16 protein-coding genes are annotated in these 25190 nt (G+C 65.4%); 6 read left to right on the top strand and 10 right to left on the bottom strand.

The features are described 5' to 3' along the window. Positions 1-25 precede the first annotated feature (25 nt). The 5 genes from AC1DCU_RS04880 to AC1DCU_RS04860 all read right to left on the bottom strand — a co-directional run bounded on the left by AC1DCU_RS04880 (position 26) and on the right by AC1DCU_RS04860 (position 7292). Positions 26-3091 (bottom strand): efflux RND transporter permease subunit, encoded by a 3066-nt coding sequence (locus AC1DCU_RS04880; RefSeq protein WP_442251111.1) that lies wholly within the window; start codon positions 3089-3091, stop codon positions 26-28. Continuing rightward, on the bottom strand, positions 3088-4200 hold the full coding sequence (locus AC1DCU_RS04875) for an efflux RND transporter periplasmic adaptor subunit (protein ID WP_442251110.1): 1113 nt from the start codon (positions 4198-4200) through the stop codon (positions 3088-3090). Before AC1DCU_RS04875 ends, AC1DCU_RS04880 begins: the two co-directional genes overlap by 4 nt. A gap of 65 nt (positions 4201-4265) precedes the next feature. After that, positions 4266-4892: a TetR/AcrR family transcriptional regulator gene (locus tag AC1DCU_RS04870; protein ID WP_442251109.1), complete on the bottom strand. Its 627-nt coding sequence runs from the start codon at positions 4890-4892 to the stop codon at positions 4266-4268. Positions 4893-5055: 163 nt separating this feature from the next. Beyond that, positions 5056-6258, bottom strand: coding sequence for an MFS transporter (locus AC1DCU_RS04865; RefSeq protein ID WP_442251108.1), 1203 nt, complete (start codon positions 6256-6258; stop codon positions 5056-5058). Beyond that, a complete protein-coding gene (locus AC1DCU_RS04860) occupies positions 6255-7292 on the bottom strand; it encodes an alpha/beta hydrolase (RefSeq protein WP_442251107.1) in 1038 nt (345 codons plus the stop codon). The genes AC1DCU_RS04865 and AC1DCU_RS04860 overlap by 4 nt, the downstream gene beginning before the upstream one ends. A 130-nt stretch (positions 7293-7422) precedes the next feature. On the opposite strand from AC1DCU_RS04860, the gene AC1DCU_RS04855 reads away from it, so the two are divergent. Further along, on the top strand, positions 7423-8316 hold the full coding sequence (locus tag AC1DCU_RS04855) for a LysR family transcriptional regulator (RefSeq protein ID WP_032974737.1): 894 nt from the start codon (positions 7423-7425) through the stop codon (positions 8314-8316). A gap of 142 nt (positions 8317-8458) precedes the next feature. Here the strand turns inward: AC1DCU_RS04855 and AC1DCU_RS04850 are convergent, their stop codons facing one another. Continuing rightward, positions 8459-9616, bottom strand: a complete 1158-nt coding sequence (locus AC1DCU_RS04850) for an MFS transporter (RefSeq protein ID WP_442251106.1) — start codon at positions 9614-9616, stop codon at positions 8459-8461. Between the two features lie 190 nt (positions 9617-9806). Here AC1DCU_RS04850 and AC1DCU_RS04845 point away from each other — a divergent pair, with 190 nt between their 5' ends. From AC1DCU_RS04845 to AC1DCU_RS04830, 4 genes are all read left to right on the top strand, one after another. After that, positions 9807-10772 (top strand): AraC family transcriptional regulator, encoded by a 966-nt coding sequence (locus AC1DCU_RS04845; protein ID WP_442251105.1) that lies wholly within the window; start codon positions 9807-9809, stop codon positions 10770-10772. Between the two features lie 224 nt (positions 10773-10996). Continuing rightward, positions 10997-19708 carry a glycoside hydrolase family 94 protein gene (locus tag AC1DCU_RS04840; protein ID WP_442251104.1) on the top strand — a complete coding sequence of 2904 codons (8712 nt, stop codon included), beginning with the start codon at positions 10997-10999 and terminating at the stop codon, positions 19706-19708. Next, positions 19705-19965 carry a hypothetical protein gene (locus tag AC1DCU_RS04835; protein ID WP_025874540.1) on the top strand — a complete coding sequence of 87 codons (261 nt, stop codon included), beginning with the start codon at positions 19705-19707 and terminating at the stop codon, positions 19963-19965. The genes AC1DCU_RS04840 and AC1DCU_RS04835 overlap by 4 nt, the downstream gene beginning before the upstream one ends. Before the next feature lie 71 nt (positions 19966-20036). Then, complete coding sequence (locus tag AC1DCU_RS04830) at positions 20037-20501, top strand: hypothetical protein (protein ID WP_442251103.1); 465 nt, start codon at positions 20037-20039, stop codon at positions 20499-20501. A 71-nt stretch (positions 20502-20572) separates the two neighbouring features. Here the strand turns inward: AC1DCU_RS04830 and AC1DCU_RS04825 are convergent, their stop codons facing one another. The 3 genes from AC1DCU_RS04825 to AC1DCU_RS04815 form a co-directional block, all read right to left on the bottom strand. Then, positions 20573-21442: a S1 family peptidase gene (locus AC1DCU_RS04825; protein WP_313113638.1), complete on the bottom strand. Its 870-nt coding sequence runs from the start codon at positions 21440-21442 to the stop codon at positions 20573-20575. A gap of 302 nt (positions 21443-21744) precedes the next feature. After that, the gene (locus AC1DCU_RS04820) at positions 21745-22326 is read right to left on the bottom strand and encodes a hypothetical protein (RefSeq protein WP_442251102.1); all 582 of its coding nucleotides are present in this window, start codon (positions 22324-22326) and stop codon (positions 21745-21747) included. A gap of 69 nt (positions 22327-22395) precedes the next feature. Then, positions 22396-23568 (bottom strand): serine hydrolase domain-containing protein, encoded by a 1173-nt coding sequence (locus AC1DCU_RS04815; RefSeq protein WP_478014125.1) that lies wholly within the window; start codon positions 23566-23568, stop codon positions 22396-22398. 273 nt (positions 23569-23841) lie between these two features. Between AC1DCU_RS04815 and AC1DCU_RS04810 the strand changes: the two genes are divergently transcribed. Continuing rightward, positions 23842-24774, top strand: coding sequence for an ABC transporter six-transmembrane domain-containing protein (locus AC1DCU_RS04810; RefSeq protein ID WP_442251100.1), 933 nt, complete (start codon positions 23842-23844; stop codon positions 24772-24774). Positions 24775-24788: 14 nt separating this feature from the next. Here AC1DCU_RS04810 and AC1DCU_RS04805 read toward each other — a convergent pair whose 3' ends face one another. Then, a complete protein-coding gene (locus AC1DCU_RS04805; protein WP_033831124.1) occupies positions 24789-25172 on the bottom strand; it encodes a nuclear transport factor 2 family protein in 384 nt (127 codons plus the stop codon). Positions 25173-25190 lie beyond the last annotated feature (18 nt).

Genomic DNA, 25190 nt, shown 5'->3' with positions numbered 1-25190 from the left:
CATGTAAAAGAGATCCAAGCCACTTTCAGGCAACGCGGGTCTTGTCCGCTCGGACCTTGAACCAGATGGCATACATCGCCGGGAGGAAGACCAGCGTCATCACGGTGCCGGCGATGGTGCCGCCGATCAACGTGTAGGCAAGCGTTCCCCAGAACACCGAATGGGTCAGCGGAATGAAGGCCAGCACCGCTGCCAGGGAGGTCAGGATCACCGGGCGCGCCCGGTGAACCGTCGCCTCGATGATCGCGTGGAAGGTTTCCATCCCGGCTTCTTCGTTTTCGTGGATCTGACCGATAAGGATGAGCGTGTTGCGCATCAGGATGCCCGACAATGCAATCAGTCCAACCAGGGCGTTGATGCCAAACGGCTGCTGGAACAACAGCAGGGTCGGGACCACGCCGATCAGGCCGAGGGGGCTGGTCATGAAGACCATGATCATTGCGGAGATCGAGCGCACCTGCAGGATGATGATCAGCAAGGTGATCGCCAGCATGATCGGGAACAGCGGCAGCATGGCGCTCATCGCCTTGCCGGACTCTTCAATGGCGCCGGCCTGGGCAATGGCATACCCCTCGGGAAGCGAGGCGATGAGTGGCTGAAGCTGCCTGCTGATGGCCGCCGATACGTCCGGTGGCTGCAGGGCATCGTCGATATCACCGCGCACGGTGATGGTCGGCACGCGATCGCGCCGCCGCAGTACCGGCTCTTCCATGCGCACTTCGACAGCGCCGATCTGGGACAACGGCACGCGCTGGCCACCGACGCCGACCAAAGTGAAATCGGCAATGCGCGCCGGGTCCAGGCGCGTATCCCCGCCAGATCGGGCAACCACTTCGACGGTGCGGATGTCCTCACGAACGGCAGTGACCGGCACCCCGCTGAGGAAGAACTGCAACTGCTGCGAGACAGACGCAGAGGTCATGCCCATCGCCTGCAGGCGGTCCTGGTCCAACGTGAAGTGCAACGTTGGCGTGCGAACGCCCCAGTCGGTGTTCACGGTCCGCATCATCGGGCTGGCGTGCATGATCTGCTCCACCTTGGCCGCAATGCCCCGGATGACATCCGGATCCGGGCCACTGACCCGATAGGCCACCGGATAAGGCGAGTAAGGCCCGAACACCAGCTGCGTGACGCGCACGCGTGCTTCAGGCGCCAGTCCCTCCGCCACTGCCTGGCGGAGCCTTGCCTTCAGCGCGTCGCGCTGTTGCTGGCTGTCGGTGCGGACGACGATCTTGGCAAACGCGGGATCGGGGAGCTCCGGCGAAATGGCGAGGTAGAAGCGCGGCGCGCCCTGGCCGATGTAGGCCGTGACGATCTTCGACTCCTCCTGCGCGGACAGCCACTTCTCCACCTTCCTGGCCGCCAGGCTGGTCTGTTCGATGGCGGTGCCGTAGGGCATCTGTACCTCGACCAGTACCTCCGGGCGATCAGAGATGGGGAAGAACTGCTTCTTCACCAACCCCATGCCTGCCACCGAAAGCACGAACAGGCCGATCACCGAACCTGCGGCCAGCCACTTGCGCGCAATCACGCGCGCCAGGATTGACCGGAAGCGGTTGTAGCGCGGCGTATCGTAGAGACTGCTGTGGCCGCGCTCCACGGCCTTCAGTTCAGGCAGAAGCTTCACGCCAAGATAGGGCGTGAAGAACACCGCGACCACCCACGACACGATCAGCGCAATGCCGACGATCCAGAACATGTTGCTGGTGTATTCGCCGGCAGTTGAGCGGGCAAAGCCATTGGGCATGAAGCCCACGGCCGTGACCAGGGTGCCGGCCAGCATCGGCGCCGCCGTATGGCTCCAGGCATAGGCCGATGCCTTGATCCGGCTGTAGCCCTCTTCCATCTTCACCACCATCATTTCGATGGCAATGATCGCGTCATCGACCAGCAAGCCCAGCGCCAGGATCAGCGAACCGAGCGTGATGCGATCAAAGTTCTTTCCGGTGGCAGCCATCACCATGAACACCGCGGCCAGCGTCAACGGTACGGCAGCTGCCACCACGATGCCGACGCGCCAGCCCATGCTGACGAAGCACACCACCATCACCACCAGCAGTGCGACGAAGAACTTCATCATGAACTCGTCGACCGAGGCGCTGATGTTCACCGCCTGATCGGTGACTTTCTCCAAGGCCATCCCCACCGGCAGGCCGTCGTTGATCTTCTTGACCTCAGCGTCGAGCGAGGCGCCCAGATCCAGGCCGTTCCAGCCGTCGCGCATGACGATCCCGAGCAGCATGGCGGGCTCGCCCCCGTTGCGGATCATGAAGGTCGACGGATCTTCATAGCCGCGCTTGACGGTGGCGATGTCCTGCAGCTTCAGCGTCCTGCCCTGCGCAACGATGGGGGTATCCCGGATCTTCTGCAGCTGATCCAGCGCGCCGTCGAGGCGGATGAAAATCTGCGGGCCCTTGGCCTCCACGGAGCCGGCGGGCGTCAACGCGTTCTGCCCGTTCAGCGCGGCGAACACTGCCTGCGGCGTGATGCCCAGGTTGGCCAGACGTTGGTGGGAAAGCTCCACATAGATCCGCTCGGACTGCTCGCCGATGATATTGACCTTCTTTACCCCCGGGACATGCAGCAGGCGCTGGCGAAGGGTTTCGGCGTCACGTGCAAGCGCGCGGAACGGCTCGCCCTTGGCTTTCAACGCGAACAGCGCGAAGGTGACATCGGCGTATTCGTCATTGACCATTGGGCCGATGACACCTGCGGGCAGGTTTGCGGCTTCGTCGGCCATCTTCTTGCGCGCCTGGTAGAACTCTTCCTGCACCTCCGAAGGAGGCGTACCGTCCTGCAGGGTCAGCGTGGTGAAAGACAGGCCGGGACGCGTATATGTTTCGCTGCGGTCATACCAGCGCAGCTCCTGCAGGCGTTTTTCCAGCTTCTCGGCCACCTGGTCCTGCATCTCCGTGGGCGTGGCACCCGGCCACGCCGTGATCACTGTCATCACCTTGACAGTGAACGCCGGGTCCTCTGCGCGGCCCAGCTGGAAGAATGACACGATGCCGGCAACCGAGACCAGGAAGATCAGAAAGACGGTAATCGCGCGCTCGCGCACCGCAAGCGCCGACAGGTTGAACCCACTCACGGGTGGGCTCCCTTGCCAGCGGTGGTCGTGGCGGTATCGGCCAGGCGAACCACCTGCCCTTCGCGGAGCAGGTGCGCGCCCAGCGCGGCCACGCGGTCGGATGCACTCAACGCGCCCTCAACCAGGGCCTGGTCGTCACCCAATTGCTTGACCACTACCGGCGTCCAACGGGCTTTGAGTGGCTCGCCCCCGATGACCCAGACACCGGCCCCGTTGCCGGGATCGAACACCGCGCCCAATGGGACCTCAACGCCCCCCGCCCTGCCTGCAGCTGCGGTGCCTTCAACCGCTACCGCCACGGTGGATCCCAACGGCAATGCCGTGCTGCCGTCCTCCAGGGTGTAGCGGGCCTCAAAGGTGCGGGTTGCGGGGTCTGCCGATTCAGAGAGCACACGCAACCGTGCCGGAATCCTGCCACTTGCCCCGAACAGGGAAGCGGACGCTGCCGAGCCGATCTGCGGCCGAAGTGTCTCGGGCAGCTGGACGACGGCCTCGCGGCTGCCTGCACGGACAAGCCGGGCGACGATCTGCCCCGCTGCAACGACCTGGCCGGGCTCGGCCAGAATGTTCATGACCACCCCATCGGCATCGGCAACAAGTGCCGTGTACTGACTGGCATTGCGCGCGACACGGGCTTGGGCTTCGGCTGCCTTGAGCTGCGCGGACGCCGCGTCTGCGGCAGCCTTGATCTGATCGTAGGCCGACCGGGATACAACGCCCTTGGCCGCCAGGTCGCGATAGCGCGCCTCGTCCGCGGTGGCTTGCACATTCTGCGCACGGGCTGCGATGACGGCCTGCTGCTGGGACGCTGCGGCCAGGTTCAGATCGATGGGATCAATTCGATACAGCACGTCGCCGCGCTTGACCGTCTGCCCCGTCTCGACCAGGCGCTCGGTGATCTTGCCCCCCACCCGGAAGGCCAGATCGCTCTGCACCCGTGCGGCGACGATGCCAGTGAAGGTCCGCGCATTTCCCGTGTCCGGCTGCACCTGGGCGACCCGGACGATGGGCGGCGCGGTTCGGGGGTCGCTTTCACCCGTCCTGCTGCAGGCCACAAGGAGCAACGGAACAACACAGGAAATGGCTGGGAGTACAAAACGGCGACGCATGCGGCCTTCCGGAGTGGGGTGTCCGGACGCATTTTGTTCCTAGTGACTCATTTCGTCAATAGTCACTACCGGTGTGGCTGCAAGCTCCTGAGGACCAGCTCCTGCAAGGCTTTGGGCGCTTCTTCGTGCAAGGGCGCCAGGTGCGGCAGCGTCACCGGGTTCAGATAAGGAAGYAGGACCTGATAGACCGCGCGGCCGGTCTCTTCAAGTGATGTCCGGCTCTCGAACGCTCCGCAGGCACGTCCCTCCTTGATGATGTTTTCAACAAGCTGCCCGATCCGGTCTTGATACGCCTTCGCTGATGGCCATTGATCCGTCGCGGCGGCGACGGCGATTTCATACAGGCGCCGATCCTGCAGAAACAGGCGAAGACCGGCCTCCACAATGACGGTGAACAACACACGCAGCCTATCGTCAGGCGCTTGCACCCCCTGCAGGGCCTGACGAACCTCGCTTTCGATCTGACCGAGGCAATTGGCGCAGATCACCTCACCAATGGCCTGCTTGGAGGCAAAAAACTTGTAGATGTAAGCCTTGGAAAAACCGATGGCTTTGGCAAGGTCGGACACCGTGGTCTTGTCGTAGCCGTAATGGCTGAAATGCGCGGTGGCGGCCACGATGATCTGGGTGCGCACGTCGTGCTCGGCGGGGCCGCGCCCGCCGTCGAGTGCTGCGGAGGTCGAAGTAGACATCGTGGAAGCGTAGCGCCGCGCCGTCACGCCGGCAAATGGTGACCGTTTGGGTATCGGTCCACCACCCGCCCGGCGGCTGTTTGATTTTCAGCTCCGGCAGAAGAGCAGGCAAGGCAAAGCGAAAGCAGCTGCCCAATGATCCTCGTCGCGCGCCTCATCAGCCTCATGCCTCTACGGCAACCGCCGAGCCGGATGTGGACGCAGCATCGGCGGCCGTGACATAGGCGAGCAATGCCGCGAACAGCAGCAAGCCCGCACTGGCCAGGAATGTGCAGGCGAAACCGGCACTGTCCAGCAGCAGGCCGCCAAGGCTGGAACCCAGCGCGATCGAGCACTGCACCACCGCTACCATCAGCCCGCCGCCCGCTTCAGCGTTGTTGGTGAACGTGCGTGCCAGCCAGCTCCACCAACCCACCGGCGCAGCCGTGGCCAGCAGACCCCATACCGAAAACAGTGCGGCCGTCGGCCAGAGTTGAGGCCCCAGCGCCACGAGCGCCGCGGCAATCACCGCCATCAGGATCGGGACGGCCACCAGTGTGCGATAAAGACCACGCCTGATGAATGCCCCGATCGCGAGCGTGCCCACAACGCCGCTTGCACCAATGGCCAGCAGCACCAGCGGAACGGCGGATTCCCCTGCACCCGTGACCTTTTCCAGGAACGGGCGCACATAGGTGAACAAGGCAAACTGCCCCATGAAGAAGATGCCGCACGCCGCCATTCCCAACATCACCACCCGCCGCCGCAACAGGGCCAGCACCCCGCCCCGGGATTGCCGTCGTTCTGCGGCCATGGAAGGAAGACACAGCCACTGCCATGCCAGCGCGATGGCGGCCACAGGCAGGAGGCACAGGAATGCCCCACGCCATCCGATCACGCCGCCAAGGTAGCTGCCCAAGGGGGCAGCCACTACCGTTGCCAGCGCGTTGCCGCCATTGAAGATCGCCAGTGCTCGCGGCACCCGCGCTGCTGGCACCAGCCGCATGGCCGTAGCCGCAGACAACGACCAGAAGCCACCGATCACCACGCCGATCAATGCCCGGCCCATCATGTAGATCGGGTAGCTGGGAGCCAATGCCACCACCACGCCGGATACCGCCATCAATGCGGTGAGCGTCAGCAGCACTGTCTTCCGGTTGATGCTCCCGGCCAAGCGGGAGATCGACAGGCTGGTCAGCACGGCGAAGGCACCAGAGATGGCAATCCCATACCCGGCCAGCCCTTCGCTCACGCCAAGGTCAGCCGCCAAGGGCGTAAGCAGGCTCACCGGCATGAATTCAGAGGCGATCAGTGCGAACACGCACAGCGTCATTGCCAGCACCCCGCCCCAGTTGGCCCGGTCGGACGTCGCGTCGTTGCTGCTCATTTCCCAGCCAGGCCTTGCTGGAAGAACGTCGCCAACCTTGCGAAGGGAATCAGGTCGGTGCGGTCATACAGGTCTACATGACCGGCATCCTTCACCCAGTAGAGCTCCTTCGGCTGCCCTGCCCTGCGGTACGCGTCCTCGCTGAACTCACGCGAGTGGGCGTGGTCGCCAGAGATGAACAGCATCGGTCTGGGCGAGATGGTCTCGATATCGTTGAAGGGGTAGAAATTGACGAACTTGACCAAGCTGCTGAACAGCGGCTGGGTGGTCAAGTCGCTGCGCTCGCCTTCGGCAGTGTAAGCGCCACGCGACGTGCGGTAGAAATCAAAGAACTCGCGCTGCACTTCGGACGTATCGGCCTCGAGCTTGTTCACGGTGCCAGGTACATGGACTGCCGGCCCGCCGTTGAACTCGACCAGACGCTGGTCCGTTGCAGCCTTGATCATCTGCCTGCGCTGCTCCAGCGATTGCGCGTGGTTCAGACCTTGGCGCGCGGCGGCGCCCATGTCATACATGCTGACCGTAGCGATTGCCTTGATGCGCGGGTCGATCTTGGCTGCGCTGATCACGAAACTGCCACTGCCACAGATACCCAGGCCACCAATCCGCTGCGGATCCACGAACGACTGCGTGCTCAGGAACTCCACCGCCGCGCTGACGTCGTCCGAATAGATTTCAGGCGACACCAGGTGCCGCGGGGTACCCGCGCTCTCTCCCCAGAAGGAAAGATCGATCGCCAACGTAACGAAACCCTGCTCAGCCAGCTTCTGCGCATACAGCTGTGAGCTCTGCTCCTTTACCGCGCCCATCGGGTGTCCGACCACCACGGCGGGTGCGCGGCCGCCATGCGTCAGGCCCTGAGGCCGGTACAGCGTCCCGACCACTTCCATCTGGTACTGGTTGCGGAAGCTGACGCGCTCGCCTTTTACGCTGGCGCTTCTGTAGAAATTGTCGGCGCCAGCGGTTCTTGTGGCCGCCGACGCCTCAGCGGACAAGGCCGACTGCGGAACGAAATGGCTGGCGATCAGTGCCAACAGCAGCGTGGTGGGTTTCATGTGCGGACGGCCTCAGTGGGGACTCAGGTCGCCACGATAGGCGCCGCCCGCTACCGCGATAAGCCGGCTGAAAGTTGATGCATTATTGAGTTGCGCTCACAATTGGCCCATGAACGGCGTGAAGACCAATGATCTGCAAGCCTTCCTGGTGGTGGCACAGGAGCAGAGCTTCACCAGGGCAGCTGTCCGCCTCGGTGTTACGCCCTCAGCGCTCAGCCATTCCATGCGGCTGCTGGAAGAGCGCCTGGGCATCCGCCTGCTGGCCCGGACCACGCGCAACGTCTCCCTGACCGAGGCGGGCGAGCGCCTGATGCGCTCCATTGCACCGCATTTCGAGGCCATCGTCGCCAGCGTCGAGGCACTGGGGGATCTGCGCGACCGCCCGGCCGGAACTCTTCGTATCTCCTGTACGGACGATTCCATGGAGACCATCGTCCGCCCTCGCCTTGCCGGTTTCCTCGCCGAGTATCCGGACATCACACTTGAGTTCTACGTCGATTACGGCTTCACCAATGTGGTTGAACAGCGCTTCGACGCCGGCATCCGGCTGGGTGAGGCGCTCAGCAAGGACATGATCGCGGTCAGGGTCGGACCGGATTGGCGCCTGGTGGTGGTTGGATCCCCCGACTACTTCGAGAGGCACGCCAAGCCAAGGAAGCCTGCCGATATCACGCAACATCGCTGCGTGCACATCCGGCATCGCCCGAACGGCGCCATCTATGCCTGGGAGTTCGAAGAGAAGGGCAAGGAATTCACCGTGCGCGGTGATGGGCAACTGGTGTTCAACAGCATGATCCACGTCATCAATGCCGCACTGGATGGACTGGGCCTGGCGTATGCGCCTGAGCCGATGGTTGCCGACCACATTGCCGAGGGGCGGCTGGTTGCCGTGCTGGACAAGTGGTGCTTGCCTTTCCCCGGTTATCACCTGTATTACCCGAACCGTCGGCAGCCCTCGCCGGCATTTTCGGCGCTGGTGGCCTGGCTGAGGCGAGATGCCTGAGGTCCGGGGCGACACCAGGCCGACAAGATCAGCGCGTCCAGCATTGCCCGCGCCGGCTGAACGCCTCAGGTACTTCAGCGCACGAAAATACCCGGTCGATCACCGGCTTGATACCCAGTAGGACGCTCAGGACAGATGACGGCTAGATGTGAAACACCGGACCCGCCGACAACGTCGCCGAACTCACCCTGACACGGAACGCAATGAGCAGGCTCGCGATGAGCATCACCGCCGCAGCAACGGTGAGCACGGCAACAATGCCCCCGAACCCGAACACCAGGCCGCCCAAAGCGGCACCCGCGGCGATGGAAGACTGCACAGCAGCGACCACCATCCCGCCGGCGCTCTCGGCCTGATCGGGCACCGCACGTGCAACCCAGCTCGACCAGGCCACGGGCACGCCACCGAAGGCCAGGCCCCAGAGCGCGACCAGGACCGACAGCCCGCCAACGCCCACCGGAAACAGGAGCATGCCCAGCGCGGCTGCGCCAACCAAGGCGGGCATGATCACCAACGTGACTTTCAAGCTGCGCTCCATGAGCCAGCCGGCCAGCAGGGTGCCAACGAAATTCGCCACCCCGAATCCCAGCAGAATCAGCGCCAGGCCATCCGCGCTCATCTGCCCCAGGCTCTCCAACGTTGGGCGGATGTACGTAAAGAGCGAGTACTGACCGGTGTGCGCCAGAACGCAGCCCAGCATGCCTACCGCAACGCCTGGCCGGCGCAGGAGCCCCACCACCGACTCTGGGACTGCCGCCTTGCGCGGGGCCATTCGGGGCAGCGTGAACCACTGGAACGCAAACGTGAGTCCACCTACCGCCGTCGCAGCCCAGAAGGCGCTGCGCCAGCCCAGCAGACCTCCCAGGTAGCTCCCCAAAGGAACGGAAACCACGGTGCCGACCGCAATGCCGCTGAAAATGATGGAAAGCGCGCGAGGCACGCGCTGCGGCGGCACCAACCGCATGGCCACGGCCGCTGCCATGCTCCAGAAACCGCCCAGCGCGATGCCCAGAAGGACGCGCATCACCAGCAGGACGCCCATGCTGGACGACAATGCCACCAGGGCGTTGGAGAGGATCATCAGACCCGTGAAACTCAACAGCACCAGGCGCCGGTCTATCGAACGGGTGAGCCGCGGCACCAGCAGGCCAGCGAACAGGGCCACTACAGCGGTGACCGTCACTGCTTGACCAGCCAGCGCCTCCGACACCCCAAGGTCCGCCGCCATCGGCGTCAGCAGGCTGGCAGGCAGATATTCGGCGGTGAGCAGCCCGAAGACACCCATGGCCAGCGAAAACACCGCTACCCATGCCGACGAAGAAGGTTCCCCGCTACTCCAGGCCACAGAATCAGGTGCGTCTGCGGCATCAGCTACGTCATTACTCATCAAAGATCCCAGTGCAATCGTGCAGCCGAGAGTCTAGGGAGCCACGCCCGGATGATCTATGATTGCATGACCTGTATTTTTGATCGAAACCCCGGGTCGTCTCATGAGCCACGCTCCATCCCAGCCCACCGACCTGATCAGCGAGCTGCTGACCGGCATGCGGCTGCATGGCGTTCAATACCGACGCATTCAGACCGGGCCGACCTTTGGGCTTGGATTTCCTCCGAAGCCAGGCCATGCCTACTTCCATTACCTGGCAGTGGGCACTGCCGTTCTTCGTGGCGCGGACGGCAGCCAACACCGCCTGTCTGACGGGGATGTCGTGCTTCTTCCCCGCGGAGAAGGACACGCGTTGCTGTCGGGCGACGAGCACCCCGTCCAGTGCCTGGAAACGATAGACGCAGCCCCGCTGGGTGACGCGGTGAGCGGCATAGACACGTGCCCGAGCACGCACGCCGTGCCGAGCGCAGTGCTCTTCCACGGCTGCATGGTGTTCGATCTGGGCGGCATGCAAGGGCTGAGCAAGGTGATGCCGGCGGTGATGTTGGCCGATGGCAACGGCACGCAGTTCCCTGGGCTGTTGCCCATGGTCGACGCGATGAAGCGCGAGGTCTGCTCCGGACGTATCGGATATGCAGGAATACTCTCCCGGCTGGCGGATGCAGTGGCCGCCATGATCGTTCGTGACTGGGTCGAGCGCGGTTGCGACGGCGCATCCGGCCTGGTCATGGCCATGCGCGACCCGCGTCTATCGCTGTCGTTGCTTGCCCTGCACAGAGACCCCGGGCGTGACTGGACCGTCGAAGCGCTGGCCGCAGAATCCAACGTCTCACGCTCTGTCTTTGCAGATCGGTTCCAGACAGTTATTGGAACCGCACCCCTGCGGTACGTGACTGAGCTGCGAATGCAATTGGCAAGTCAATGGCTGACCCACCAGAGCCTACCGATCGAGGTAGTGGCAGAGCGCCTCGGCTACGCGTCGCAGGCCGCTTTCAGTCGCGCCTACAAGCGCGTCATCGGGCACTCGCCTGGGGCGACCCGGCGCGGGCGCGCCTTGGCCTCGACATAGAAAGAAGTGCGCCGAGCAGGCTCGGCATCCATCGTAGTCGAGGAGCGCGATGGATGGCGCGTTGCCGGCCAGCGGCCGGCACTACCCTTGCCTTGCTGACTCCGGGTCGCCTCAGGATCAGACCGCATTGAGCGGCGACCACGCCAACCGGGCCCGGCCTTCACAGTTACCACGGCCCCTGCAATGCAACCATGCAGGACGCGCCCTGCCCCCATCGGTAACCTATGCCCCACCTTCGTCGTCTTTTTGGCCGCTGGCTGCGCCTGCGTCGTCGTGTGCGTTGGCGCTGGCGTGAGCACCAGGCCTCGGCCCCGGCCATCGAGGCCACCGAGGGCCCACTGCGTGCCGCGCTGTACAACGTTGAACAGATGGAGGAGTACGGCCGCGCACTTGCGCGACAGCATCGCGTGCGGTTGCGCCCCAGCCCGGAGCGCCTGCTCGAACGACTGCAGGCCAACGAGCGCGTGCTGGAAGACGCCAACACGCTGCTGAGCAGCGTGGTGCGCGAACAGCGGCCGGTCACCCCGGCGGGGGAATGGCTGCTCGACAACTACTACCTGGTCGAAGAACAGATCCAGACCGCGCGACGCCACCTGCCGCGCGGCTACAGCCGCCAGTTGCCTTCACTTGCCTCCGGCCCATCGGCCGGGTTGCCACGGGTGTATGAGCTGTCGATGCAGGCGATCGCGCACGGTGACGGCCGCATTGACGCCGATACGCTGGGCCGCTTCATCGCCTCGTACCAGTCGCTCGCGCCGCTGAGCCTGGGCGAACTGTGGGCCGTTCCGATCATGCTGCGCCTGGCGCTGCTGGAGAACCTGCGGCGCATGGCCGCGCGGGTGATGCGCGATGGGACCGACCGCCGCCTGGCTGCGCAGTGGGCCGACCAGCTCAATCGCGCGGCGTCCGACACCCCTACTGATGTGGTCCTGGTGGTTGCCGACATGGCGCGATCCGCGCCGCCGCTGACCGGCGCGTTCATCGCCGAGCTGACGCGCTCGCTGCAGGGGCGCGGCGGCGCGTGGGCCATGCCCATCGCGTGGCTGGAACAGTGGGCGGCAGCGGCTGGGCAGCGCATCGACGAACTGGTTGCCGCCGAGGGGCAGCAGCAGGCGGCCGACCAGGTCTCCATCGGCAACAGCATCGGCAGCCTGCGTTTCCTCTCCACCATGGATTGGCGCACCTTTGTCGAAGACATGAGTGTGGTCGAGCAGCGGCTGCGGGAAGACCCCATGGGCGTCTATGCGCAGATGGATTTCGGCACCCGCGATGCCTACCGCCATGTGGTGGAGAAGATTGCCCGCGGCAGCCGCATCGCCGAGGAACGCGTTGCGACCATCGCGCTGGACCTGGCACGGGCGGCTACGCCGGCGGACGGCCCACGCACGCACGTGGGCTACTGGCTGGTCGGCGAAGGCCTGCAGACCACTGTTGCGGCGGTGGCCGAGGCAGCACCGCGCCACCGCAAGGCACGTCGACTGGCGCATCGCGTGCCGCTTGCGCTGTACCTGCTGCCGATCGGCCTGCTGGCGGTGCTGGCCACCAGCGGCCTGCTGGCAACCGGCAGCGGCTCGGTACCTGTCTGGCTGGCCGCGCTGCTCGGGCTGCTGGTGTTCAGTGAACTCGGCATCGTGCTGGTGAACTGGACCGCGACGGTGCTGGTCGCCCCCAGGCCGCTTCCCAAGCTCGATTTCAGCGAAGGCATTCCTGCCGCGTGCGCCACCGTGGTCGCGGTCCCCTCGATGCTGTCCAGCGTCGACGGCATCGACGTTCTGGTCGAAGCGCTGGAGGTGCGTTTCCTGGCCAACCGCGATCCCCAGCTGCGCTTCGTGTTGTTGACGGATTTTCTCGACGCGCCAGCAGCACAGGCGCCGATGGACGACGCTCTGCTTGCGCACGCCGTGGCACGGATCGAGGAACTGAACCATCGCTACGCGCCCGAGCGCGGCGACCGCTTCTACCTGCTGCACCGGCCCAGGCAATGGAATCCGGGCGAAGGTGTGTGGATGGGCCACGAGCGCAAGCGAGGCAAGCTGGCCGCGCTCAATGCCCTGCTCCGCCAAGGCGATGCGGCGGCGTTCATGCGCATCGTCGGAGACGCGGCGGCCCTGATCGGCGTCCGTTACGTCATCACGCTGGACTCGGACACGCAGCTTCCGCGGGATGCGGCACGCGCGTTCGTCGCCACCTTGGCGCACCCGCTCAACCGCCCGCGCTTCGATCCGCAGCTGCAACGCGTGGTGGAGGGCTACGGCATCCTGCAGCCCAGCGTCGGCACCAGCCTGGGCCGGCGCCGCACCTCGCGTTTTGCCAGAATGTTCGGCAGCGAGCCCGGCATCGATCCGTACACGCGCATGGTTTCCGACGTCTACCAGGACCTGTTCGACGAAGGCTCGTTCGTGGGCAAGGGTATCTATGACGTCGACGCCTTCGAGCATGCGCTGGAGGGCCGCCTGCCCGAGAACCGCATCCTCAGCCACGATCTGCTGGAAGGCTGCTATGCACGCGCAGGCCTGGTCAGTGATGTGCGCCTGTACGAGGACTATCCCGAGCGCTACGCCGCCGACGCCAAGCGCCGTGCGCGCTGGATCCGTGGCGACTGGCAGCTGCTGCCGTGGTTGTTGCCGTGGACACCGCGCCCGGGTTCGGGTTGGGAGCGCAACCGGCTCAGCCTGCTCTCGCGCGGCAAGTTGCTGGACAACCTGCGCCGGAGCGTGGTGCCGATCGCTGCCCTGGCGCTGTTGGTAGCCGGTTGGCTGTACGCGCGGAACCCTGCTGCGTGGACCGCGTGGGTGCTGGCGCTGTGGTTCGCGCCGCCGCTGATAGGCATGCTGCGTGATGGCCTGAGCGTTCCGGAAGACACCCCGCTGGAAGCGCATTACATCAAGGTCGGGCGCGGCACGTTGCAGTCGTTGCTGCGCGCGTCCACCCAGATAGCGTGCCTGCCCTACGAAGCACTGCTGGCCAGTGACGCCGTGCTGCGCACGCTCTGGCGCATGGCCGTCACGCGACGTCACCTGCTGCAATGGAATCCCTCCAGCGAAGTCGAGCGCCGCCTTGGCAGCGACCGTGGCGCGGAATGGCGGGTGATGGCGCCGGCCTCGCTGCTGGCGCTCGCGCTGGTGGCTGTGGTGGCCGGCGTGCGTCCGCAGGCACTGCCGATCGCCCTGCCCTTGTTGTTGGCGTGGACCTTTGCGCCGGCATTGATGGCGTGGCTGGGTCGCCCGCCGGCTGCAAGCGTGGCCGAGTTGTCGGTCACGCAACGGGCGTTCCTGGGCCGGCTTGCGCGGCGCACCTGGTCCTTCTTCCAGGCCTGGGTGCGCGAGCAGGATCATTGGCTGCCGCCGGACAACATCCAGGAGCATCCGGCGCTGGTGGTCGCGCGACGCACCTCGCCGACCAACATCGGCCTGTCCCTGCTGGCCAATCTGTCTGCGTGGGATTTCGGCTATCTGCAGCAGGGCGCGGTGGCTGAACGTACCGCCCGCACGTTCGATACGCTGGACCAGCTGCCGCGCCACCGCGGCCACTTCCTGAACTGGTACGACACCGAAACCCTGGCGCCGCTGCCGCCGCGCTACGTCTCCACCGTCGACAGCGGCAACCTTGCCGGACACCTGCTTACCCTGCGCCAGGGCCTGCTCGCGCTGGTGGATGCGCCGGTGTTGGCGCCGCACACGTTCGATGGCCTGGCCGATACGCTGGGCGTGCTGGAAGAGGAGCGGCAGCGTCATCGCGCCGACGATGCGCCGCTGGTCGAGGCGCTCAATCATCTTCGCCAGCGTCTGGCGTCTACGCGTGTCGACCGTCCCGTCGGGACGGCGCAGTCGCTGGCCCGCCTGCAGGAACTGGCCGGTCTGGCCGACGCCGTGCTGCTGCAATGGCCGGCACCGGCCTCGCCCGAGGACGGTGAGCTGCATTGGCCGGCCCTGTTCGCCGCCGAATGCCATGCCGCCCACGCCTCGCTTGCCGATATCCCTGCCGATGCCAGCGCGGCCGTCGATGCACCGGTGCCAAGCCTGCGTCAGTTGGCCGCCCTGCCCGGCGCGGCCGGCGCGGACGCGCGCGCGCGCATCGAGCAGCTGCAGGACCTGGCGCACCGCGCCGGGCAGTTCTCGCTGATGGAATACGGGTTCCTGTTCTACCGTACCCGCAACCTGCTTTCGATCGGCTACAACGTAGACGACCACCGCCTCGACAACAGCTTCTACGACCTGCTGGCTTCCGAAGCGCGGCTGGGCGCGTTCGTTGCGATTGCGCAGGGCCAGCTGGCACAGGAAAGCTGGTTCGCGCTCGGCCGCATGCTTACCGAGGTCAACGGCACGCCGACACTGCTGTCATGGAGTGGCTCGATGTTCGAGTACCTCATGCCGCAGCTGGTGATGCCCAGCTATCCGGACACGTTGCTGGACCAGACCGCACGGCACGCGGTCGAGGCACAGATCGTCTACGGCCGTACGCTGAACCTGCCATGGGGCGTGTCCGAGTCCGGCTACAACGCCGTCGATGCCCGCCTGAACTACCAGTACCGGGCGTTCGGCGTGCCCGGATTGGGGCTCAAACGCGGCCTTGGGCAGGATCGGGTCATCGCACCCTATGCCAGCATGATGGCACTGATGGTGGCGCCGGAAGCGGCCTGCCAGAACCTCCAGGTGCTGGAAGGATTGGGGTTCTGCGGGCGTTTCGGCATGTACGAGGCCATCGACTACACGCCCACCCGGGTGCCGCCGGGACAGGATCACGTCCTGTTGCGTTCGTTCATGGCCCACCACCAGGGCATGGGCCTGCTGTCGCTGGATTACCTGCTGCGCGACCAGCCGATGCAGCGCCGCTTCCTTGCCGATGTCGAGTTCCAGGCCACCTTGCTGCTGCTGCAGGAACGCATCCCGCGCGTGGGCGTGTTCCATCCCCATGAGGTCGAAGCGCTTGGCGAGCACTCGGCACTGGCCGAGCACGAGACGTCCCTGCGCGTCCTGCGCGACCCGGGTGGCCCGCGCCCGGAAGTGCAGCTGCTGTCCAACGGTCGCTACCACGGCATGCTGACCCATGCCGGCGGCGGCTACAGCCGCCACGGCGACCTGTCGCTTACCCGCTGGCGCGAGGACGGTACCACCGATGCATGGGGCACGTTCTGCTATCTGCGCGACGTGGACAGCGGCGAGTTCTGGTCTGCCGCCTACCAGCCCACCTGCGTGGCAGTGGACAATTACGAGGCGATCTTCTCTGACGCCAAGGCGGAATTCCGCGGTGTGCGCCGCGGCTGCGAGAGCCACCTGCAGGTCGCCATCTCCGCCGAGGACGACATCGAGCTCAGGCGCCTGCGCCTGACCAACCGCAGTCGTCGCCCGCGCACGGTGGAGATCACCACCTATGCCGAAGTGGTGCTGGCACCCGCCGCGGCCGACGATGCGCACCCGGCCTTCAGCAACCTCTTCGTGCAGAGCGAGATCCTGGCCGCAAAGCAGGCGGTGCTGTGCTCGCGCCGGCCACGTTCGCACGACGAGGTGCCGCCGTGGATGTTCCATCTGGTGGCGGTGCACGATGCGGAAGTGGTGGCGATCTCCTATGAAACCGACCGTGCGCGCTTCCTGGGCCGTGGCAACACGCCGCGCACGCCGCAGGCATTGACCACCGATGCCGACCTGTCCGGCACCGATGGTTCGGTGCTGGACCCGATCGTGGCCATCCGCGTCCGCGTGGTGCTTGAGCCCGAGCAGACCGTACAGCTGGACATGGTGTATGGCATCGGCGCCAGTCGCGGCGGTTGCGAAGCACTGGTGGACAAATACCGTGATCGTCGCCTGGCAGACCGCGTCTTCGACCTGGCCTGGACACACAGCCAGGTGGTGCGCCGGCAGATCAACGCAAGCCAGGCCGAGGCATCGCTGTACGAGCGCCTGGCCAGCCACGTGCTGTATGCCGGTCCGCTGCTGCGCGCCGGTGCAGGCGTCCTGCAGCAGAACCAGCGAGGACAATCCGGGCTGTGGGGTCATGCCATCTCCGGTGACCTGCCCATCGTGCTGCTGAAGGTCACCGACGCGGACAACGTGGAACTGGTCCGGCAACTGGTGCAGGCGCATGCCTACTGGCGCCAGAAGGGCCTCAACACCGACCTGGTCATCTGGAACGACAGCAAGGCCGGCTATCGGCAGGAGCTGCAGGACCAGATCCTGGGGATGGTGGCCGCCAGTTCGGAGACCGGCCTGCTCGACCGCCCCGGCGGCATTTTCGTGCGGCCGGTGCAGAACATGACCCACGAGGACCGCATTCTGTTGCAGGCGGTGGCGCGGGCGGTCATCAGCGACGAAGACGGTACGTTGGTCGCGCAGGTGGGGCGTCAGCCGTTGCCTCCGCGACGGATCCCGGCCCTGGTGCCGCAGGCGCTGCAGCAGGAGCTGGCCCTGTCGATGGAGGCGACGCCCGGGCTGCCCATCATTGCCGACCTGGGCCCGGAGCCCGGACTGCCGCCGAGCGCCGAGCACGACGAAGAAGTGGACGACCCGTGGCCTTTCCTTCCCTACCGCGGCACCGGCCGATTCGACAACGGCACCGGCAGTTTCAGCGAGGACGGCCGCGAGTACGTCGTGGTGGTACGCGAAGGCGCGCCGACGCCGGCGCCATGGGCCAACGTGATCGCCAACGCCCGCCTGGGCACGGTCGTCAGCGAGAGTGCACCGGGCTACACATGGTTCGAGAATGCACACGAATTCCGCCTGACGCCCTGGCTCAATGATCCGGTGTCGGACACTGGCGGCGAAGCCTTCTACGTGCGCGACGAGGACACCGGTCGTGTCTGGTCGCCGATGCCGCTGCCGCGCCGTGGCACCGGCGCGTACCGTACGCGCCATGGCTTCGGCTACACGGTCTACGAGCATGTAGAAGACGGCATCGCCAGCGAGTTGTGGGTCTTCGTCGACGTCGCCGCGCCGCTGAAGTTCTCGGTCCTGCGGCTGCACAACCTGTCGGGCCGGCCACGGCGGTTGTCGGCCATCGGCTACGTTGAATGGGTGATGGGTGACCTGCGCGCGAAGTCGCGCATGCACGTACTCACCGAACGCGACCCGCAGAGCGGCGCGCTGCTGGCGCGCAACACCTACAGCACCGACTTCGGCGGCCGGATGGCCTTCTTCGACACCGATGCCGATGGCTGCGGCTGGACCTGTGACCGACTGGAGTTCATCGGCCGCAACGGCAGCCTGCACGCACCGGCGGCGCTGCGTCGCGAGCGCCTGGATTCACGGCTGGGTGCGGGTCTGGATCCGTGCGCGGCGATCCAGGTGCCGTTGCTGCTGGCTGCAGGCGACCGCAGCGAAACGACGTTCCGCCTTGGCGCCGGGCGCAACCGCAAGGAAACGCTGGCGTTGGCGCGAAGCCGCCAGGGCGCCCATGAGGCCATCGACGCGCTGGACGCCGTGCGCATCCACTGGCGCAACGTGCTGGCCACGGTGCAGGTGCGCACGCCAGACCCGGCGCTGGACGCACTGGCCAACGGCTGGCTGGTCTACCAGACGCTGGGCTGCCGCTACCTGGCGCGCAGTGGCTACTATCAATCAGGCGGTGCGTTCGGTTTCCGCGACCAGCTGCAGGATGCACTCGCCCTCGTGCACGCTCGCCCGGACCTGACCCGCGAGCACCTGCTGCTATGCGCTGCACACCAGTTCACCGAAGGCGACGTGATGCACTGGTGGCATCCTCCGCAAGGTCGCGGCGTGCGCACCCGCTGTTCGGACGATTACCTCTGGCTGCCGCAGGGCGCATGCCGCTACCTGGAGGTTACCGGCGACGCCAGCGTGCTGGACGAAGTGGTCGGCTACATCGAGGGGCGCGCGGTGACACCCGAAGAGGAAGGGTATTACGACATGCCCACGCCTTCGACGCAGCGCGGCACGCTGTATGCGCACTGCGTGCTCGCGCTCGAACGCGGTTGCCGCTTGCTCGGCGAGCGTGGCCTGCCACTGATGGGCAGCGGGGATTGGAACGACGGCATGAACCGCGTCGGCGACCAGCAGCGCGGTGAAAGCGTGTGGCTCGGCTTCTTCCTGCATGACACGCTCCGCCGCTTCATCGGGCTGGCCAACGCGCATGGCGATGCACCCCGTGCGGAGTGGTGCCAACAGCAGGCCGAAAGCCTGCGCCAGAACCTGGAACAGCATGCCTGGGACGGGGCATGGTATCGCCGCGCCTGGTTCGACAACGGCGCCCCGTTGGGCTCGTCACAGAACGAAGAATGCCGCATCGATTCGATTTCGCAGAGCTGGTCGGTGCTGTCAGGCGTCGCCGCGCCTGAACGTGCCTCGCAGGCGCTGGATTCGCTGTACACGCACTTGGTGCGAAAGGACGCCAAGCTGATCCAGCTGCTCGATCCGCCCTTCGACCAGACCCCGGAAGACCCCGGCTATATTCGTGGCTACGTACCTGGCGTGCGCGAGAATGGCGGCCAGTACACCCATGCGGCCGTGTGGGCGGCCATGGCATTCGCACAGCAGGGCGATGCGGTGCGTGCCTGGGAGCTGGCCGGCATGATCAACCCGCTCAGTCACACGCTGGACCCGGAGGCGATCCAGACCTACCGCGTCGAGCCCTATGTGCTGGCAGCCGACGTCTACGCCGTGCCTCCGCACGTCGGGCGAGGCGGCTGGACGTGGTACACCGGCTCGGCCGGTTGGATGTATCGCCTGCTGGTCGAATCGCTGCTGGGCATACGTCGGCAGGGCGATCGTCTTTCGTTGGCACCGTGCCTGCCCGATCACTGGCCGTCATTCGAACTGAGCTACCGCTTCGGCCGCAGCTTCTACGAGTTCGTGGTGACCCGCACTGCGCAGGACCAGCCCACGCTGCACGTGGATGGCGTGCTGCAGCCGGACCTCACCGTCCTGCTGCGCGACGACGGCCATCACTACCGCGTCGCGCTTGATCTGGGTGCGGCCCCGGGATGAACGTGCGCCCTGAAATACAGGTGCAGCTTGATGCGCTGGCCGAGATGCTGATGCACTGGTTGGCGCGGTCGCGCCATCCAGCGCAGTTCTGGCCACAGTTTGAAACGCTGGCTGCGGAGATTCTGGACCAATGCGAGCACGCAGAAAGAGGCCAGGCGCACGCGTGCATCCAGGCCATGCTCAAAAGCCACGCGCTGGAGCTTCCATCCTGGTACGAGCGTGATGACAGCCTGCCGCCGGGGACGCCAGGAGAATGATGGCCAGCGCCCTGCGTTACGATGCCGGGCTCAACTGACCAGAGATACGCGTGCCCGTCTCCACTCGCCTGTTGCTTGCCATCGCAGCTTCCCTGCTGCCGCTTTCCGGGACGATCGCAGCACCGTCCACCCTGCCCGCCTCCACCGCCCCGGCCAGCAGCTGCCAGGACGACGCGTCCCGCTGCCCCGCATGGATGCCCTCACAGGCCGAGATGCGCAACACCATCGCCGACCATTTCTGCGAGCTGGCCGACCAGAGGCGCATCCAGCCTCGGGTAAAGCCGTTGGTCCGCGCCGAATCCTCGCCACTGAACTGTGGTGCGCTGGGAGAGCAGGCCGGTTCGAACTTTGTCTGCGGCGGTGAAATGCGCTTCATCGGCAAGGGCGGCGAAATGGACACCATCACGTTCAGTCCGACGCTTCGCCGCGAGGAGGATGGGCGCATCGCGTTCTACGTGGGCAATGACGAGGATGGTCAACAGGTGTGGCGGGTGCCCGCCCCGCGGGCCACCTCAGCGACATGCGCTGGGCGCTGAGCGCTGAGCGCGGCACATCTGCGCGCGCTCCGCTTCAGACCAGTTTGTGCGGGATTTCACGATCGAACCTGTTACGGACGTCCATTTCCAAGTGAGCCATTGGCGCGTCCGGTTTTACTGGGCGGCAGGCTATCGTCCCCCTGCCGCATGACGGCCTCGATCCAGTCGACGTAGCGTGACACGCGAACGTTGTGGACCATCTGGCCATAGAAGCCCGCTTCAAGGGCATGCTCGGGTACGGCCGTGATCCAGGACCCCAGTCCCACCAATTGCCAGGTGCCGTGGTCGTTGACCACAAGCGGACCACCGCTGTCTCCACTTCCCAGTACGCCCTCAAGCGGCAGGCCCTGCGGCGGCGGATCGAACCGGTACCAGAGATACCGCTGATTGCCGCCGGTAATCGTGTTGTGGGCCCGCCGCAGGGATGTACGGTGCGGCGCATCCGGCAACTGGCCAACCGCACCGTTGCCGGTGGCGCCCTTCCCCATCAGGACGGCGACCTGCGTGACCTCTGCTGAACCACGATACAGCGCCACGGGCGTGGCATCGGTCACCGGCGCGGCAAGCTTGATCAGCGCGATGTCATCCGAGGCCGCCAGGAAGGCATGGATCCGGGAAGGACTTCCTGTTGCCATCGCCTCCTTGCCCAAGGCCTCGGGCATCCTCCGGTAGCCGGGATGCAGGAACACGCGTTCAACGCCATACGCGTTGCCATTGATCGCGATCGTTGCTCCCATCCCTTCCATCGGCGCTGCATGCGCTGCGGTCAGCACCCAACGCGGGGCGATGAGAACGCCGTGCCCCTCTCCCGGCATGTCCGCCAGCGCCGGGAAGTCAGATCGTTCGATGCGGTACCTGCCATCTTCGACATCATCACGGATGACGATGGCCCCGGCAGCGAACGGGAGCGCGGCAAGCAGCAGAAAGAGCCAGCGATTCATCGAGAGCATTCATTCTTGGGGTCGATCGATCCAGCCTAGCCAAACGCATCGACATTGCTGATGGACGCGCGACCAATTCCCGTGGTGGCCGACGAAGGGATGGAAACCACGACTGAAACCGGGACGCGCCGAAACGTTTAGTGTTCACCGCGCAGGGCGAGCCTGGCATTCCTGCGGATCGAACAGCCCGTACGTGCGCAGGATTTCGAGATTGGTTCGCGCCCTCGAATCCCTCTGTTCACCGCCCCGGCGCGAAGATCGGGAACCAGGAAGGCCCCCCGTCCATGAGAACGTCGCGCACTTCACCGGGTGAAGTACAGACACCCGGCCACGGCGATCGGCATCGGGTCGGCCTCGATGCGCTGGGCCACCAGTGCCATCACTTCGATGCCATCGCCCTGGGCTTCCGGTGCTGACTGGACTACCCGCATTCCTCCGGGTTCGCCCTGCGTCCCCGGCCCATCGAGGGAAAGCGCTTTGGTGAGGTCTGCAGCAAGGTCTGCATCGAAGACAGCCACCACGGAACTGCGCGACAGTATCAGCCGCGTGGACGGATGACCGAAGACCAGAGCCGGTGCTGGAAGCTTCATTTCCGCGACAACGCCGGGTATGTCGCCCAATGCATTGCTGTAACCCCCACCCGTGCCGGTGATCGGCTGCCAGCCGGCCGATGGCTTCCCGCCGGTTGCGATGTCACGCAATTGATGGGCCAACGCCCGGAATGCGGTGCGATCCGCCTTGCAGGACACAAGTGCCAGCGCCTGATCGATTTCATCCTGCCTGGGAACGGGGGTGCGGATCGATTCTGCTGCCGGGGCGTTCGGCGCAATGACAAGCCCCAAGCCTGCGAGCAGTAGAATCCTGTTCAACGTACGGGTGATCAACGCGCAATGCTCCTGCCTGGGGCGCCAACACTGTTCGGCACCACACCGGACAGCTGGGAAACACCCTCTCTATCGGGAAACATCATTACCAGCGAGAGCTTCCCGCGCGGCGATTCTTTCGACCAGCGTATCGATCGCAGCCTCCATGGCGCGCGCCGTCTGGTCGCCGCTTTGGTTGGTGATGATGAAGATGCCAAGATCGTACTTGGGCACGATGTAGATGTAGCACTGCGACCGCGGTACGCCACCATGATGCGCATGGTAGACGCCCTTCAGCTGGTCACCGGAAACGATATTCCAGAAGTAGCCGATGCTGAACTCCGAATCGAACGTGACCAGAGGGCGATGCGACTCCTTTACCACCGGCCCGTTGGCCAGCTGGAACCTGAGGTACTTCACCATTTCCGGGACAGTTGCCTTCACGTTCCCGGAGGCGCCCCACGGCAGCTGTGGCATCGGCGTGGTCGGCATCGGGTTGTCGCTGTGATAGCCGACCGCAAGCCGAGGCGCTTCGCTGTCGCTGAGTCTGATTCTGAGACCCGTCATCGCCGCGGAATCGCCAAGGAATCCGCGTAACAGCGACTCGTAGTCGCTGTTGTAGACGGTTTCCAGGATATGCGCTGTCAGTTCCGTTCCGRCACTGGAGTAGGCGTAGTCTTTGCCGGGTGCCCGGTCAATCTCGACGGCGTGCAGATCCTTGAAGAAGTCAGCCTTGCCGTAGTGCGCATAGAGGGTGTTGAGTTCGCTGGGCGTACGATGATCGGTGAAGTCCTCCAACACCGTGTTCGCACGTTCCGGCAGCATGTTCGGCAGGCCGCTGGTGTGCGACAGCAGATGGCGGATGCGGATGGGCTCGCCCTTGTACTGCAGGTTCGGATAGTGACCCTGCAGGTACTGCCGGACGTCGTCGTCCAGGCTGACCTTGTGTTCCAGAACGGCATTGGCCATCAGGGTGCCGGCCAGGGTCTTGCTCAACGAGCCGATCTCGTAGAGGGTCGCATCGGTTGGAGGGCCAGGCTTGCCGGTTTCCATGTCGCCGCGATGACGGACGAATTCCTCGCCCCGGTACACGACGCCGATCGAGGTCGAATGAAGTAGCGGCCGCTGGATCAGCGTCGCGGCAACTTCGTCGATCTCCGCCCCGAGATCCTTCGTTGCGGCCCTCTCGCTGGCGCAGCCTGCCGCCAACAACGCCGCGGATACGACCACGCTGCCGAGCCATCGCCTGTTTCGAACGGTCATCGGATTCGCATGCATGCGTAGGCGCTTGAAGGGAGGTGGGAAAAGGGCTCTTAAGATACCCGATGGCAGGGGCTCGATTGCCGATGGATGCCGAGCCTCGCCCCGGGTCGAGCTCCCCTGCCCGGTGCACGCCCGTCGCTGAACGCTGCCAGCATCTCCACGCAATCTCCATCGCCCCTCCATGCTCCCTCCAAAGGACGGCAGATACTGGCAGCGATCAGGGGAAATGCCTCCATCGATCCCCTGCCCCATCCTCGATCTGCCCAGGTCCCCATGAAGCCCCCACACGATCCGGCCGTCGCAGCCGGCAGCATCGGCCAGCAGAATGCGGCCGCCACCCTGAAAGCCATCCTGCGCACCTACCCCTGGCAGCTCACCGGCACCTTTTCGCTGGTGGCGCTGGAGAATGCGCTGCTGCTGGCCTATCCGCTGTTCGCCGGCTTCGCGGTGGACGCGATCATCCGTGGCAACGTCGGCCATGCCATTTCCTACGCCGGCGTGGTGCTGCTGTTCTGGCTGGTAGGCGCCGCCCGCCGTGCGGTCGATACACGCACCTTCACCCGTATCTACGCCGATCTGGCCGTAAACGTGGTGCAGGCGCAGCGGCGCCTTGGCCAGGCCACCTCCACCTCGGCGGCGCGGGTGGTACTGGCCCGCGAGTTCGTCGACTTCTTCGAGAAGCACGTGCCGATCATCGCCACTGCGCTCGTTTCCATGTTCGGCGCGGCGGCGATGCTGCTGGCAATCGAACCCCTGGTGGGGGCCGCCAGCCTCATCGCCCTGCTCGGTGCGCTGGTGTTGCTGCCCTCGTTCGCTCGCCGCAACGAGCAGTTGCACGGCCGCCTGAACAACCGGCTGGAGCATGAAATCCGGCTGGTCGACCGGGTCGGCCCGTCGGTACTGCGCCGCCACTACCGCACCCTGTCGCGACTGCGCATCCTGCTGTCCGATCGCGAGGCTGGTGCCTTCGTGGTGGTCGGCGCGGCTGCTGCGGTGCTGTTTGCCTTGACCATCGGCCGCCTCGCCATGACCGATGGCGTGACCCCTGGCCACGTCTATGCGGTGATGACCTACCTGTGGACCTTTGTCGGCAGCCTGGACGATGCACCGTCGATGGTCGACCAGCTGGCAAGGCTGAAGGACATCGGCCGCCGGGTGAGCCCGGGAATGGAGGATGCGGAGAACAACGTCCACCCCGGGCCATGAGCCACCGCAGCTGTCTAGGCGATTGTCTCCATTGCTGCGGGCAGAGCGACAACCGAGCCGCCCAGCACTTGCCAGACACCGGCCGTCTTCCCCCAGAAGCGGCAGTACCTGAAGCGGCCAGAGAAGGCTGCGCCATCGAAGGTTCCGGCCAGGGCCGCAGTGGTGAGTGCAACAGCGGTTTGATCATGCAGGGCAATCTCCACCGATTGCCATTCGGCCATGCTCAGCTTCTGGCGCCCTGAACGATGCAGGGCCAGATCATCCTGCTTGCCAAACACTTCGCCCGAAGGCCCCACAAAGATCAGGGCATCTGCAATCAGGCCATCCAGCGCGGCCACGTCGCTGGTGAGCATCGCGATGCGCAGCGCTTCTTCGAGCTGCCGTATTTCAGTGTCCATGCCGGCTCCATGGTAGTT

The sequence above is a fragment of the Stenotrophomonas sp. 10L48 genome, assembly GCF_056395105.1.
This window is presented reverse-complemented; position numbering and strand designations above follow the sequence as displayed.

What these genes read in the sequence shown, in the direction of transcription:
- AC1DCU_RS04810 (WP_442251100.1), top strand. Translation starts at nt 23,842, where the DNA reads ATGAAGCCCCCACACGATCCGGCCGTCGCAGCCGGCAGCATCGGCCAG.
- AC1DCU_RS04840 (WP_442251104.1), top strand. Translation starts at nt 10,997, where the DNA reads ATGCCCCACCTTCGTCGTCTTTTTGGCCGCTGGCTGCGCCTGCGTCGT.
- AC1DCU_RS04805 (WP_033831124.1), bottom strand. Translation starts at nt 25,172, where the DNA reads ATGGACACTGAAATACGGCAGCTCGAAGAAGCGCTGCGCATCGCGATG.
- AC1DCU_RS04845 (WP_442251105.1), top strand. Translation starts at nt 9,807, where the DNA reads ATGAGCCACGCTCCATCCCAGCCCACCGACCTGATCAGCGAGCTGCTG.
- AC1DCU_RS04875 (WP_442251110.1), bottom strand. Translation starts at nt 4,200, where the DNA reads ATGCGTCGCCGTTTTGTACTCCCAGCCATTTCCTGTGTTGTTCCGTTG.
- AC1DCU_RS04865 (WP_442251108.1), bottom strand. Translation starts at nt 6,258, where the DNA reads ATGAGCAGCAACGACGCGACGTCCGACCGGGCCAACTGGGGCGGGGTG.
- AC1DCU_RS04835 (WP_025874540.1), top strand. Translation starts at nt 19,705, where the DNA reads ATGAACGTGCGCCCTGAAATACAGGTGCAGCTTGATGCGCTGGCCGAG.
- AC1DCU_RS04825 (WP_313113638.1), bottom strand. Translation starts at nt 21,442, where the DNA reads ATGAATCGCTGGCTCTTTCTGCTGCTTGCCGCGCTCCCGTTCGCTGCC.
- AC1DCU_RS04855 (WP_032974737.1), top strand. Translation starts at nt 7,423, where the DNA reads ATGAACGGCGTGAAGACCAATGATCTGCAAGCCTTCCTGGTGGTGGCA.